Here is a 13,323-nt window from a genome sequence, read left to right as displayed (position 1 = left end):
CGGTGGAAAAGCTATGGTGCGCTAAAGATTATCAACAGCGGGACAGCTGAGTTTGCGGGGTTTGACCCGGCGAGACCCCGGCGATGGTGCCGTCGATGACTGTCAGGGACAGCCCGGCGGCCAGGCCATCGACGCCGATTCATCGTTCCGAGCACCGGTGGCCGGCGTTTCCCGGGTCAGGTTCTATGTCTTCCGCCTTTTTGTCTGTTGGCGCGGGTGAGTTCGGCTTCGGCGGTTTCTTTGCCGGAGACGCGCTTTCCGAGGGTGATGCCCTGGACATGAGGGCGCCGGGGCTGCTGGGGTATCAGACCGTGGTCAGCACGGGGGCGGTGAGCCTACCGTCGCGCATGGTGGCGACTAAGTCAGTCAGCGGGACGAATTCGGTGTCGTGGGTGACCATGACGGTGGCCACCATGAAGTCGTCGGTGACGCGGCGCAGGAGCCGGACGATTGAGTCGCTACGCTCGTGGTCCAGGGCTGAGGTGGGTTCGTCCACGAGCAGGACCTTGGGATCTCCCATCAGGGCGCGCGCGATGTTGACCCGCTGACGCTCACCCCCGGAGAGCTGGTGCGGACGCTTGTCCGCGCTGGCGCTGAGCCCGACGACGTCGAGGAGTTCCGCTGCTTTGGCGCGGGCGGCCCTGACGGACTTTCCGCGCAGGTGATCACCAATGATGAGCTGTTCGGCGGCCGTGAGGGATGCGAGCAGGTTCGGCTGCTGGAAGATGATACCGATCTTCTCCCGCCGCAGCGCGGTGAGGTCCTTATCGCTGAGCCCGGTGGCGTCCGTGCCGTCGATGATCACCAGGCCGTGGGTGGGGCGGACGAGGGTCGCGGCGGCGGCCAGGAGACTGGATTTGCCGGATCCCGACGGGCCCACGAGGGAGATCATCTGGCCGGCCTGGACCGTGAGGTTCACGTTGTCCAGGGCTTTGATGGTTCCGTCCCCGTCCGGGTATTCGAGGGTGACGTTGACGAGGTTCAGGGGCCCGCGGGCGAAAGTGGGGCTGGGGGTGGAGGACATGGTGGTACTTCCTTTCAGAGGGTGCTCGGAGTGGGATCTGTGGTGCGGCTGCGGACCGGACCAGCCGGCGGCGTAGGGGTTTAGTTCCCGCCCAGGGCGATGAGGGCGTCGACTTTGGTGACGCGGCGGACCGCCAGCGCCGCACCGGCCAGGCCGAGGGCAATGATTCCGAGGATGGGCAGGAGTGTCGTTGCGGGGGTGATCAGGAAGGGGGCAGCCTTGGCTGCGAAGAATCCGCCAAGGACACCGATCCCGCCGCCGAGCCAGGCGCCTGCGAGCAGGACGATCGCGGCCTGGGTCATGGCGTCACGCAGGACATAGCCGCCGGAGGCTCCCATTGCCTTCAGCACCGCGATGTCGCGGGTCCGCTGGACGGTCCAGACCGTCAGGAAGGCCACGATGACCAGGGCGGAGATGCCGTAGAGGAATGCCTGCATTAGGGTCAGGGAGCCGTTCTCGCTCTTGTAGGATCCCAGGGCCTGGAAGGATCCGGTGCGTGAAGCGCTCACGGTGCCGGCTGCTGCGTTGGCGGCACGCTCGTCAATGGCCGCGCCGTCGTTGTATGTGATGGCGGCGACGGTTCCGATCTGCCCCGGGTCGGTCAGGTGGGCCAGTTCGGACCAGGCGGGAAGCGCGGTCCAAACGACGCTGGTGTGGGAGTACCACTGGTCCTCGACGACGGCGCTGACGGTCAGTTCGGTTCCTCCGAGGCTGGCCTTGTCCCCGGTGTTCAGGGAAAGGGCCTTGGCGACGGTTTTGCCGATCACAACGGTGTCCGCGGTGACCCGCGACGGCGCCAACTGGCCGTCCGGTGCGACACCGAAGACGGCGACGTTGGTGGTCCCGGTAGCCGCACCGGAGTCCGCGGCCACGGCCTGGAACCGGGTCTGGCTGATGCCCAGGGCCTCGGCATTTCGTACTCCGGCCCGGTGTCTCCAGCTATCGAGCTGCGCGGCGCTGACTGCGCTTTCGGTGAAGGAGGCCTTCGGCGCACTGGCACCGGGGGCGCCAAAGACGATGCTGTCCACTGCCTTGGCGTCGACTCCGCTGCCGTTGACCGCGCCGAGTTTGTCAATGGCAGAGGTCGACTGATCGCCCAGGCCGGCCGTCAGTCCCGAGAGCATGACAAGCAGCAGGGTGATCAGGGCAACGACGCCGCCCATCAGGGCGAAGCGGCCCTTGGCAAAGCGGATATCGCGGATGGCAAGAAACACGTTTGTTCTTCTTTCAGTGGGGGATACGGCAGCCGAAAGGCGATGATATCCACTGTCCCGCGGGCTTGCGCCGATGCCATCGCACGGTGGGTTGATACGCGGGGGAAGAACAGTTGACCGCCGGGTCAACCATTTGGTTGATCCCGCGCAGGCATACACAAGTACCGGCGCAATTGCGGCAGGGCCTGGCGGTGCCATTTCGCGCGCGGTTGCCAACGCGGCCCTGCAGGTCGATGATTGCCGTGTGTTGACCGAAACCAGCACGAGTCTCAGGATCCAATCAATCCCATGACGCCGCGACCCGAGCCGCGATGCGGCACACCACGCACCGACAAGACGACAGAAGGAAGACGATCTCGATGAACGCGAAACAAGATGAGTCCAACGGTGAGACCCGTCTCGCATACATCCTCGGCGTGCCCCTGGCCGAGAACGTGGTGCGGCAATGGCCTCAAATGGGCGAGATCGTGCGCACCAGTAAGCTCATCGGCAGCGTCGAGGGCAACTTCGCCGAACTGACGCTCGAAGTCGGGAGGCGCCTTCACCTCGCAGATGTGGTGGTGGTCGAATGGACGTGCAACTACGGGGACGGTCGGCTGTACCGCAACGTCACCATCGGCGAACTCGAGGACGGGAAAGCCGTGCGGGTCACCGACTACTGGGGCGAACCCACCGACACCCCGCAATGGCGCGAGTCAATAACCGACCGGCTCGAGATGCCCGGCGACGGCATCTGGAAAGACAACGAGCACCTAAGCCATCACTAGCACGTCGGTCTGAGCTGCCCTGAAGGAGCTGGTGAACCCAACATCGTCATGTATACCGCCGTCGCAAATCGATTGGTGTTCCTATCAGGGCTCGGATGCCTTCGCGGCTTTGGCGGCGGCCTTGGCAGCCTGCTTGTTGGCGCGCACTTTTCCGAGCGATTCCTGGTCCACGATGTCGGCCACAGAAAGAAATGCGCCCTCCTGGCCGTAGGAGCCTGCAGCCTCTCGCCAGCCGTCAGCCTGGAGTCCGCACTGCTTGCCGAGGAGTGCGAGGAAGATCTTCGCCTTTTGCTCCCCGAAACCGGGCAATCCCTTCAATCGGCGGAGCACTTCCTGGCCGTCAGGGTGGTCCCGGGTCCAGATGGCAATCGCGTCCGCATTCCAATCGCGCTGAACTGTCGCTGCCAGGGCCTGAACGCGGCCGGCCATGGAACCGGGGAAGCGGTGAACGGCCGGACGCTCCTTGAAGATCTCAACGAAGTCTGCCGGGTCATATTCCGCGATCGCGGCAGGGTCCATGGACCCGAGCCGCGTCATGATCTTTCTGGTCCGGCAAACGCCGACTCCATAGTCACCTGCTGGTCAAGCAGCATGCCGGTGAGCAGCGCGAAGGCGTCATCGCTGAGCAGTTTATCCGCGGCGGGGTCGCCGGTAATGTGCAGTTCCATGCGCCCATCCTCCCATCTGCTCTGGTCCCCGTCATGTAAGGCGCTGAAGCCGACGAACGGCTTGGAGAAAGGTTCCAGCCGGACACCCCTGACTGCGCAGTTGTCTGGTCAGATATCCAGGACGAGGGTGGCGCTAAGTGAACGGGATACGCAGGGATACATGATGCCCCGGATATTCTTATCCTGCTCGTTCCGGATCGAGTCGAGATGCTCGGGGGTACCGCGGAGGACCCGGACTTCACAGGTGCCGCAGAGACCTTCGCCGCAGGACCCGACGATCGGTATCGCGTGCTCTTGCAGCGCATGGAGCACCGAAACGCCGGCGGGGACGTGTATTTCCTTGCCGCTGCGCCCGCAGGTAATGTCCACCGCGCGGGCGGGCTCAGCAGAGTTCCTCATCGCGGAGGGGGAGAATCGTTCAAGGTGCAGCCTCCGGGCCGGCACAAGATCGGTGGCCGCGCTCAGGAGCTGTTCCGGGCCGCAGACATACACCTCTGTTTCGGCGCTCCGGGCGGCAAGAAGGGCCGCAAGGTCCAGTCGGTTTGGATGCTCATCACGGGCGTGGACGATGACGCGGTCCGGGAATTTGGATTCCAGCCTATCCAGGTAGGGCATCGCCGCGCGGGTCCGTCCGAGGTAGACCAGCTCCCACTGCTTGCTGGCCGGAAGGGACTCGATCATGGTCTTGATGGGGGTGATCCCGATGCCGGCAGCAATGAACAGGTAGCGTTGGGCCGGGACGAGGCGGAAGTGGTTGCCCGGCCCGGAGATATCGATTCGCTGACCGGTGTGCGCGTGATCATGCAACCACCGGCTCCCTCCCCGGGAAGGCTCAGCGAGTCGGACAGCGATGCTGTAGCTGTTTCGAACGGCCGGATCGCCGCAGAGCGAGTATTCCCGGTCCACGCCATTCGGCAGATGGACACTCAGATGCGCGCCGGGCTCCCAACCCGGTAAGGCTCCGCCGTCGGGCGCTGCCAGTTGGATGGACACCACGCCGTCGGCCAGCGGGTGCACGGCGCGGACGATGGCGGCCCTCGTCCCGGTGCCGGGCGCCGCAGCAGATGGCGCCGCAGCAGATGAGGACGGTTCCCGGGCAGTGAAGGAGGCTCCCCGTGGTGATGCGCCTGGACCTGGTGTGATGATGCGGACGAGGGCGGCTGCGACGAGGAGAAGTATCAGCAGGATCGCCGTGAGCTGGTAGCCCCAGGCGCTGGCGTCGCTCCCGGACCAACCTGCATGAAAGGACACGAGCAGGACGGAAGCGTAGCTGGTGTAGTGCAGGCCTTTCCAGAAGCGCCGGGGCAAGCGGTGCACGAGAAGGGATGAGCCCTGAACGGCGGCCAGTAGGTAGAAGGCCACAATTCCCAGCGCCACGGGCGCCGGTCGGTAGGCGGCGGCGAACGGAACCAGGAGCTCGGCGGCGGAGAACGAGGCCCAGGAGTCCAGCATGAGCGAGATCATGTGCATCCCTGTCATCAGCAGCGCGGCCCCACCCATCCAGCGGTGGAGATCGTGCAGCCATCCGGGGTTGTCGATTTTGCGAAGCACCCGGGTGGAGAGCAGTACCCCCCAGATAGCCGAGAGGGTCAGCAGGGCCCACGCAACCATGCCGCTTGCGCGCGTCACGTACCACCACACGTGGGGGTCGTTCATCGGAAGTCCTTCCATCCCGCTGAGAAGAGTGGAGTTTGTTCCTCCGGCACGATCATCGCCTCCCCGCCCAGCCGGGTGATCATCTCGAACGCTGACGCGGGCTCCATGTTGAACGCCACCTTCGTCAGGGCTTCTGCGCGGGTGCCGCTGCCTGCGATGACAGTGGTGGTGACCGCTCCGGTGGTGGGGTTATGGCCCGACGACGGATCGATCAGGTGGTGCGCGGGTCCCGCAACCGTCTTAAATCGTCTATTGAGGCGGCTTGACGTGGCTACGGCGCCGGCGTTTAGTCGCACAGTTTCGATTCGGGCCGCCGGATCCGCCCCGGCGTGGAACGGGTCTTCGACGGCGATGGTCCACGCCCCGCCGTCCGGGGCGTCTCCTGCGACCACAACGTCACCGCCGATCTCGGCCATCGCGCCCCAAACGCCGCTGCCGAGCGCGAACTCAACAATCAGGTCAGCCGCGAGGCCTTTGCCCAGCCCGCCCGGATCCAGTGTGGTTCCTCGTGGGAGGAGGACTCCATGTGACTCGAACCGGACGCCGGCCATGTCTCCGGGCCAGCGGGCCGAAGGAGGAAGCACTGTCTGCAACTCAGGGTTGGTGCAGCTTGTTCGGTAGCCGAGTTCCAGCAGACGGGGAAGGATTGTCGGGTCAAAGACGCCGCCCGTGAGCGACCACGCGGCGACCAACTCGACGATGAGGCGAACCGATTCCCGACTGAGCATCACGGGGCGGCCCTCGGACCTGTTAAGCCGGGATATTTCACTGTCGGGGAGGAACCGGCTCCACCTCAGTTCCAGGTTGCGCAGCAGGTCAAAGCATTCGTCCAACAGGGCCGGGGTCCCGCCGACCAAGGTGATTTGGGCCGTGCCTCCCATCGCAGGGCGCCGGTCGTCCACGGTGCGCGGACGGGCTGAAGCCTGGGCGTAGGCGGAACGCACGGCGTCCCGGCCGATCCGGCGCGCGGTGGCGCTAGCGGCCGGAGCCACGCGAGGTTCCGTTCGGGATGGTGGGTCTGGCAGGAACGGAGACGGACGTGGGCCGCACCGGTGCGGGCACGACGGGAGCCGCAGGAACGGAGACGGACGGGGGCCGCACGGGTGCGGGCACGACGGGAGCCGCAGGAACGGACACGGACGGGCCAGCAGGCGCAGCAGGAACTGTCTCCGATGAGGTCTGGCCTGCCGGGACAGGGGCTGCGGGCGGGATACCCGGAGGAGGCTGTGCCTGGCCCGTACTGGCGAACGCCGAGACGAGAGCCAGAAAAGCAGACAAGGAGAGTCCCGCGGCGCCGATTTTTGCCTTCCGGGCCGGTGACGGGTGTCGAACCCGAGGTCTAGTCATCGTGGCCGGAGGATTCCTCGTGGGACCCATCTTTCGTCCGCTGGCTCGTGTCGTCCGTGCCGGCAACGTGGCCGCTGCCGGGCTGTTCGGTCAGGTCAGGGGCGGGACGGGTGCTGCTGTTATCCACCGGCGTTGGTGCTGGCGAGCCGGCTGGTGCGGGGAGGTCAGGAGTCGTCGCATTCTGCGGCAGGAGGATTTCGTTGGCAGTACCGGTGAAGCCCGGGGACGAGTTCCCCAGCGTCCTGGTGTTAACCGCCAGCGCCGCGGAGCCGGTCACGAGTACGGCCGCCACGGAAAGGACCAGAGCTGTTCGTGTCTTCATGAGTCAACACTAGAAATCGCCCGGACAAGACAGATGCTCGGCGGATCCAAGATTTGTCCAAGATCCGTACAGCGATCAGCCGCGGGCCCGGCGGGGCGCCACGATCCACCGTTGGGCGGACATAATCAGGTATGCGGATACTAGTGGTGGAAGACGACGACGCAGTGGCCTCCGGCGTGGTTGAAGGATTGATCCGGTCTGGCTTCGAGGCTGACCGGGTCGCCACGGGGTCCGGGGCGCTGGACGCCGTTCACGCCGGCGGCCCCGATTTCGTGATCCTTGATCTTGGCTTGCCGGATATGGACGGCACCGATGTATGCCGGGAAATCCGGGCCCTGGCAGCAACCCCGATCATCGTCGTCAGCGCACGCGACGAAGAGATCGACCGGGTCCTGGCCTTGGAACTCGGTGCCGACGACTATCTTGTGAAACCGTTCGGGATGCGCGAACTCATCGCTCGGATCCGTGCCGTGACCAGAAGGACCCAAGACCACTCCGCGGACGGCCAGCCTCCCGCTGGGACCACTCGGAACGTCGGGCCGCTGAGCATAGATCAGAGGTCCAGGCGGGTTCTTTTGTCCGGGACCGAGATCAACTTCACGACCAAGGAATTCGAGTTGCTCTATTACCTGGCGGAGGAGCCGGGCACTGTTTTTCCGCGCAACGAAATCGTGCGCGCCGTCTGGGACACCAACTGGTTCGGAACCACGAAGACTCTCGATGCCCATGTCGCTGCGATTCGCAAGAAGCTCGGGGATCCACGGTGGCTGACGGCGGTGCGGGGCGTGGGCTTCAGGCTCGAGGTGCCGGGATGAGGTTGCGGCTGATCTGCGCCTTGATGTTTGTTACCTTGATGGTCGTCCTGGTCCAGGACATCCCGTTGGGCAGCTACCTGGTAGGCGTCGAACGGGACCGCCTGACCACTTCCCTGGAACGCGACGCCTTCCTGCTGGGAGGACGGAGCTCGGCTGCCCTGACCGCCGGAGTGGCTATACCCGCCGAGGTCGCAACGGACGTCCGTCGCTATGGCCGGGCCAGCGGGGCCCGTGTTGTGATCGTCAACGCCGCAGGAACGGCGGCGGCCACGTCCGACGACGACCAATCGTCCACCGGGTCCTCTTATGGTTCGCGACCGGAGATCGCTGCCGCCCTGACAGGAAAGATCACCTCCGGGCAGCGATACTCCGAAACGCTCCGCACTGAGCTCGTGTATGTCGCAGTCCCCGTACTCAGTGGAGAAAAGATCGTCGGCGCCGTCCGGCTCACGTATCCCGCATCAGTTGTTGACGACGAGGCTGCCGGCCACCTGCGTACGCTCTGGACCGTCGCGGGCACCACCGTCGCGTTGGCAGGATTCCTGGCGTTTCTGATGGCAAGCGCAGTCACCAGCAGACTGCACAAACTCAGGAAGGCCACAGAACTCATTGCGGACGGGCACTTTGAGACGCGGACAGCCGAGAACGAAGGCGCGCCGGAACTGCGCGCATTGGCCAGTGCCTTCAACCGCATGGCCGCCAAACTGGAGCACTTGCTGATCCAACAACGCGGGTTTGCCTCCGACGCCTCCCACCAGCTGCGGACCCCGCTAACAGCACTCCGGCTCAAGCTGGAAAACGCGGCCGATACGATCGCCACAGATCCGGACGCAGGAGCCGCCATGGTGGCGGCTTCCCTGGAGGAGACCAGCAGGCTCCAACACATCATCGACGGTCTGCTCAAGCTCAACCGGGCCGAAGGTCAGTTCATCAGCCCGACCGAAAACGATCTCAGCCAGATAGCCAGGTCCCGCCAGGAACAATGGCAGGCCCTCGCCGAGGAGACCGGGGTCCGCATCAGTGTGCAAGCAGCTCCCCGCGCCGCGATCTTTGCCATCCCGGGCGCCCCTGAGCAGATCATCGACAATCTCATCGACAACGCACTGGCCGTATCCCCGGAAGGCTCGCAGATTCAACTGGTGATAGCCAAGGACGCAGCCTCCGGGACTGTCGAACTGCATGTGCTCGACGAGGGACCGGGGCTCTCGCCGGACGAATGTGAACGAGCGTTCAACCGGTTCTGGAGAGCCCAGCCCAACTCCGAAGGCAGCGGGCTGGGCCTGTCCATCGTCCAGCAACTCGCGCAAGCCAGCGGCGCACGGGCTGTCTTGAGCCGGAGGGCAAACCAGCCGGGGGACCACAGCCAGGGCCTGGACGCATGCGTACAGTTCCGCGCCGCGGACTAGCGCGGCCACCGGCCGCGGCACCTGCGACGCGGGGCCGCTGCCGGCGGATCCGGGCTTTCTTCTGCGCGCCGGTTCTCTTTCACCCCCATTGGGTGACGACTGCCACCACTGGAAGCGCTAGCTTGAAGAACACCTGATTGACCAGCCTCTATCGCTTGTGGGACCTCCTAAAGGCTCCCGCCGTGTTGCGCGGCCAGCGGAAGGAGAAGGGAATGAGCGAGCCTGCCGCGTCGCCGCCCACTATGGATCCCGTCGTCGTGATTCGTTCCAGACCGTACCTCGCGGCGCTCGTGCTGGCAGCGGTTTTGGGCGTTCCCATCTCGATCATCGCGTACGCTTTTCTCGCGTTGGTCGCGGCAGTCCAGCGGTACGTCTTCACCGGGCTGCCGAATCAAGTCCTTGGGGGCACTGCTCCTGCGTGGTGGCCGGTTCCGTGGCTGGCGCTCTGTGGGCTGCTGACGGCGTTGACCATCCGGTATCTGCCGGGAAATGGGGGCCACTCACCTGCTTTCGGATTCAAGACCGGCGGTGGTCCGCCCAGCAGTCGTGAGCTTGTGGGCATCGTGCTCGCGGCACTGACCACGCTCAGCCTGGGTGCGGTGCTCGGACCCGAGGCGCCGTTGATCGCGATCGGTGGCGGCCTTGGGGCGTTGGCGGTGCACTTGGTGAAGAAGGACGCTCCGCCGATGGCCCTCACGATTATGGCGTCGGCTGGCAGCTTCGCAGCGATCAGTACCCTGCTCGGGTCTCCCGTTCTCGGCGCATTCCTGATCATGGAGGCCGCTGGGATCGGGGGAATGACGCTAAGCCTGGTGGCCTTGCCCGGGCTGCTCGCTTCCGGCGTCGGGGCACTGGTGTTCGTCGGGTTGGACGGCTGGACCGGGTTAGGCAGCTTCTCTCTGGCGCTGCCCGTGGTGCCGCCTGCTGTGCCGCCGACGTTGGCGACGCTTGGCTGGGCGGTGATCATGGGCGCGGTCGGCGCGCTGTTGGGATGGCTGATCCGCTGGGTCGCGCTGTCGCTGCGTCCGGTCGTGCATCTGAACCGGTTGCTGGTGACGTCTGCGCTCGGCTTGCTGGTCGGCCTTACCGCGATGGCGTACCAGTTGATATCCGGGCAAAGCTTCACGCAGGTGCTGTTCTCGGGGCAGGACGCACTTCCGGCGCTGGTCGAACACGCCGCGGACTACTCGCTTGCGGTGCTGGTCCTGCTGATCGCTTGTAAGACCTTGGTCTACGGGCTCTCGCTGAGCGCATTTCGCGGTGGGCCGGTGTTCCCGTCGATGTTCATCGGTGCGGCCCTCGGTATTGCTGCGAGCGGGTTGCCCGGAATGAATCTCGCGGCAGCGATCGGCATGGGCATAGGAGCCATGTGCGCAGCAATGCTGCGGCTGCCGTTGACGTCGACGCTGCTGGCAACGCTGTTGCTGGGAGTGGACGGGTTGACCGTGACACCCCAGGTGGTGGTGGCTGTGGCGGTGTCCTTCGTGATCATCAACGTGCTCCCGGTCCCGGGCCCGAGGGCGTCCGTAGCCCCCGACGATGCCGGCAGCGCCCAACATCGGGCTCCCTCTGAGGCCGACCATGACTGAGATCTCGGGCGCGGGCCGTTCGACCTTACGGGACCGGTGGATCGCCTGGCTGTTCATCATCGGCTCAAGTCTGTTCGCTTTGGGGGCGGTGCCGTTCTACGCCGAGGCCGTGGGATTGCGCCTTTGTACAGTCACATTCTTCGTCGGTTCGCTGTTCTTCACCTGTGCAGCGTTCCTGCAGTACCGCGAAGCCGTTGACGCGCTGCCCGCCGTGGGTGCCACGCGGCGCCATTCGAGGTGGGTGTGGGCGCCGCGGAATCTCGGCTGGCTCGCTGGCGCGATTCAACTTGCCGGCACGCTGTGGTTCAACTGGAGTACAGGAAACGCGCTGCGGGACAATCTCAATGCGGCGCTGACCGAGCAGCGCGTGTGGCGACCCGACGCTCTGGGTTCAATCGCCTTCCTCGTTGCCAGCGGCGTAGCGTTGCGGGATGCCGGTCGCGGTGCCATTGCCGGCCGGCCCAAGCCCCGGGCGTGGAAGATCGGCGTGATCAACGTGGCCGGCTCTGTTGCGTTCGGCATCTCGGCTGTCGCAGCCTTTGTCGTACCGTCGAGCGGCGACGTCTGGAACGCCGAGCTGTCCAATCTCGGCACGCTCGTGGGAGCCCTCTGCTTCCTCGCCGGCGCGATTCTGATGCTGAGACCAGAATCCACCGACGCCTCGGTTCTTGCGAACCGGGGGACTCATCCGTAACCCCTTTTCAACAGTTTCTGAGGAGAAGTGATGTCAGTAAATTCCCAGCCGGCCGATGCCGACGCGGCCCTGTTTGGAAACCGATTCGTCACCCAGGAGGTTCCGAGCCGGGAGTTCCCGGAGACTGGCATTCCTGCTGAGGACGCCTTGCGGCTGGTGTCGGAGGATCTGGCGCTGGAGGGTGATCCGGCCCGGAACCTGGCGACCTTCGTAACGACATGGATGGAGCCGCAGGCCCAGCAGATCATCGCCGCGAACCTGCACCGAAATTTCATCGACCACGCCGAATATCCCCGCACGGCCGAGATCGAGCAGCGCTGTATTCGGATGCTCGCCGACCTCTTCCACGCGCCCGGCGAGACGACGGGAGCCCGAACCCAGGGATCGTCCGAGGCGATCATGCTCGGCGGTCTGTCCCTGAAGTGGAACTGGCGCAAACGCCGCGAGGCCGCGGGCGCATCGACGTCGAGCCCTAACCTGGTGTTCGGCGGCGACGTGCATGTCGTGTGGGAGAAGTTTTGCCGCTACTTCGACGTCGAGCCGCGGATCGTGCCCTTGCAGCCGGGGAAGTACACGATCGGCCCGGAGGACGTGCAGGCCCACATCGATGAGAACACCATCGGTGTCGCGGCCGTGCTGGGTACGACGTTCACCGGGCACAAAGACGACATCGTCGGCATCAACGACCTGCTGGTCCGGATCAAGGGTGAGCGGGGCCTTGATGTGCCGCTGCACGTGGACGGGGCCAGCGGGGGGTTCGTTTGGCCCTTCCTCTACCCGGACTCCGAGTGGGACTTCCGGCTCGAGCAGGTCCGCTCGATCAATGTCTCCGGGCACAAGTTCGGCCTGGTCTATCCCGGCATCGGCTGGCTGATCTTCCGGGAGAAGGCCGACCTGGCCAAGGACCTCGTCTTCGAGGAGAACTACCTCGGCAAGACCGACTCGACCTTCACCCTGAACTTCTCCACCGGCTCGTCGATGGTTCTCGCCCAGTACTACAACTTCGTGCGCTACGGCCGTGCGGGCTACACCTACATCATGCGGAACATGCAGACCAACGCCCGCGCCCTCGCCGAGAAGTTGGAGGCCATGGGCCGGTTCGAGATCATCGGCCCCGATGAGGAGCAACTCCCCCTGGTCGCGTTCCGGCTCGCCTCCGACCCCGGATACGACGAGTTCGACATTGCCTGGCAGCTCTCGGCCGAGCGCGGCTGGATGGTACCGGCCTACACCCTGCCGCCGAACGCCCAAAACGTGACGATCATGCGGGCCCTGGTGAAGGAAACGATGAGCCGCGAGCACGTCGACACGCTGGCCCGGGACATCGAAGAGGCGTGCTCCACGCTGGCGAAGAAGGGCGGTGCGCACGAATCCGAACGTAACAAGATCATCACCGGACCCGGCCACTGACCCGCGCAACGGCGGCACGCCGGGCCCGACACATCCGTCCGGGCCGGCGCGGGAACCGGCTTCACATCGGCTGCGGCGCTGCGGAGTGCGGGGCAGCGCACCGGAAGCCGATGTGGCTCATGCCGGTGTCGACCATCTGCGGGCGGCGGGCGGCGGGCCGGTAGCGCAGGCAGTAGCTGTCGGCGCAGAGGAACGAGCCGCCCTTGACCACCCTGCGGGGCACCGGGGCCTGCCGAGGGTCCAGGCTCGCGTCACGGTCACCGCCCCGGGGATCGACCGGGGCGCAGCACCCGTCACCGGCGTCGTGCTGCTGATACCAGTCGCTGGTCCACTCCCACACGTTTCCGGCCATGTCATAGAGCCCGTATCCATTCGGAGGGAAGGAGCCCACCGGCGCGGTCGAGCCGTAGC

12 protein-coding genes and 1 pseudogene are annotated in these 13,323 nt (G+C 65.5%); 6 read left to right on the top strand and 7 right to left on the bottom strand.

The window, feature by feature from the left end:
• Window positions 1–304 precede the first annotated feature (304 nt).
• Window positions 305–1,024: an ABC transporter ATP-binding protein gene (locus tag BJG92_RS14640; protein WP_232084726.1), complete on the bottom strand. Its 720-nt coding sequence runs from the start codon at window positions 1,022–1,024 to the stop codon at window positions 305–307.
• 80 nt (window positions 1,025–1,104) lie between these two features.
• The gene (locus tag BJG92_RS14635; RefSeq protein ID WP_232084725.1) at window positions 1,105–2,238 is read right to left on the bottom strand and encodes an FtsX-like permease family protein; all 1,134 of its coding nucleotides are present in this window, start codon (window positions 2,236–2,238) and stop codon (window positions 1,105–1,107) included.
• A gap of 359 nt (window positions 2,239–2,597) precedes the next feature.
• On the opposite strand from BJG92_RS14635, the gene BJG92_RS14630 reads away from it, so the two are divergent.
• Window positions 2,598–3,005 (top strand): hypothetical protein, encoded by a 408-nt coding sequence (locus BJG92_RS14630; RefSeq protein WP_232084724.1) that lies wholly within the window; start codon window positions 2,598–2,600, stop codon window positions 3,003–3,005.
• Between the two features lie 84 nt (window positions 3,006–3,089).
• Here the strand turns inward: BJG92_RS14630 and BJG92_RS14625 are convergent.
• From BJG92_RS14625 to BJG92_RS14610, 4 genes and pseudogenes are all read right to left on the bottom strand, one after another.
• Window positions 3,090–3,673: pseudogene (locus tag BJG92_RS14625) on the bottom strand (HhH-GPD-type base excision DNA repair protein).
• Window positions 3,674–3,781: 108 nt separating this feature from the next.
• The gene (locus tag BJG92_RS14620; RefSeq protein WP_232084723.1) at window positions 3,782–5,329 is read right to left on the bottom strand and encodes a 2Fe-2S iron-sulfur cluster-binding protein; all 1,548 of its coding nucleotides are present in this window, start codon (window positions 5,327–5,329) and stop codon (window positions 3,782–3,784) included.
• Complete coding sequence (locus tag BJG92_RS14615) at window positions 5,326–6,321, bottom strand: FAD:protein FMN transferase (RefSeq protein WP_232084722.1); 996 nt, start codon at window positions 6,319–6,321, stop codon at window positions 5,326–5,328. Before BJG92_RS14615 ends, BJG92_RS14620 begins: the two co-directional genes overlap by 4 nt.
• Before the next feature lie 347 nt (window positions 6,322–6,668).
• Complete coding sequence (locus BJG92_RS14610) at window positions 6,669–6,998, bottom strand: hypothetical protein (protein ID WP_232084721.1); 330 nt, start codon at window positions 6,996–6,998, stop codon at window positions 6,669–6,671.
• A gap of 131 nt (window positions 6,999–7,129) precedes the next feature.
• Between BJG92_RS14610 and BJG92_RS14605 the strand changes: the two genes are divergently transcribed.
• The 5 genes from BJG92_RS14605 to BJG92_RS14585 all read left to right on the top strand — a co-directional run bounded on the left by BJG92_RS14605 (window position 7,130) and on the right by BJG92_RS14585 (window position 12,912).
• A complete protein-coding gene (locus tag BJG92_RS14605) occupies window positions 7,130–7,813 on the top strand; it encodes a response regulator transcription factor (RefSeq protein WP_232084720.1) in 684 nt (227 codons plus the stop codon).
• The gene (locus tag BJG92_RS14600) at window positions 7,810–9,219 is read left to right on the top strand and encodes an ATP-binding protein (protein WP_232084719.1); all 1,410 of its coding nucleotides are present in this window, start codon (window positions 7,810–7,812) and stop codon (window positions 9,217–9,219) included. Before BJG92_RS14605 ends, BJG92_RS14600 begins: the two co-directional genes overlap by 4 nt.
• A gap of 212 nt (window positions 9,220–9,431) precedes the next feature.
• Window positions 9,432–10,808, top strand: coding sequence for a chloride channel protein (locus tag BJG92_RS14595; protein ID WP_232084718.1), 1,377 nt, complete (start codon window positions 9,432–9,434; stop codon window positions 10,806–10,808).
• Window positions 10,801–11,502 carry a YrhK family protein gene (locus BJG92_RS14590; RefSeq protein WP_232084717.1) on the top strand — a complete coding sequence of 234 codons (702 nt, stop codon included), beginning with the start codon at window positions 10,801–10,803 and terminating at the stop codon, window positions 11,500–11,502. Before BJG92_RS14595 ends, BJG92_RS14590 begins: the two co-directional genes overlap by 8 nt.
• A 30-nt stretch (window positions 11,503–11,532) precedes the next feature.
• Complete coding sequence (locus BJG92_RS14585; RefSeq protein WP_232084716.1) at window positions 11,533–12,912, top strand: glutamate decarboxylase; 1,380 nt, start codon at window positions 11,533–11,535, stop codon at window positions 12,910–12,912.
• A 61-nt stretch (window positions 12,913–12,973) separates the two neighbouring features.
• Here BJG92_RS14585 and BJG92_RS14580 read toward each other — a convergent pair.
• A partial coding sequence (locus tag BJG92_RS14580) for an SUMF1/EgtB/PvdO family nonheme iron enzyme (RefSeq protein ID WP_232084715.1) occupies window positions 12,974–13,323 on the bottom strand: 350 nt, incomplete at its 5' end.

This window comes from Arthrobacter sp. SO5 (genome assembly GCF_020532805.1).
Classification (GTDB): Bacteria; Actinomycetota; Actinomycetes; order Actinomycetales; family Micrococcaceae; genus Arthrobacter.
The sequence above is the reverse complement of the archived record's forward strand: the minus strand, read 5'-3'. Positions and strand labels throughout refer to the sequence as shown.

Bases quoted from the DNA above. Each gene is read 5' to 3' on its own strand.
- BJG92_RS14640 (WP_232084726.1), bottom strand. From the start codon at position 1,024: ATGTCCTCCACCCCCAGCCCCACTTTCGCCCGCGGGCCCCTGAACCTC.
- BJG92_RS14630 (WP_232084724.1), top strand. From the start codon at position 2,598: ATGAACGCGAAACAAGATGAGTCCAACGGTGAGACCCGTCTCGCATAC.
- BJG92_RS14620 (WP_232084723.1), bottom strand. From the start codon at position 5,329: ATGAACGACCCCCACGTGTGGTGGTACGTGACGCGCGCAAGCGGCATG.
- BJG92_RS14610 (WP_232084721.1), bottom strand. From the start codon at position 6,998: ATGAAGACACGAACAGCTCTGGTCCTTTCCGTGGCGGCCGTACTCGTG.
- BJG92_RS14605 (WP_232084720.1), top strand. From the start codon at position 7,130: ATGCGGATACTAGTGGTGGAAGACGACGACGCAGTGGCCTCCGGCGTG.
- BJG92_RS14600 (WP_232084719.1), top strand. From the start codon at position 7,810: ATGAGGTTGCGGCTGATCTGCGCCTTGATGTTTGTTACCTTGATGGTC.
- BJG92_RS14595 (WP_232084718.1), top strand. From the start codon at position 9,432: ATGAGCGAGCCTGCCGCGTCGCCGCCCACTATGGATCCCGTCGTCGTG.
- BJG92_RS14590 (WP_232084717.1), top strand. From the start codon at position 10,801: ATGACTGAGATCTCGGGCGCGGGCCGTTCGACCTTACGGGACCGGTGG.
- BJG92_RS14585 (WP_232084716.1), top strand. From the start codon at position 11,533: ATGTCAGTAAATTCCCAGCCGGCCGATGCCGACGCGGCCCTGTTTGGA.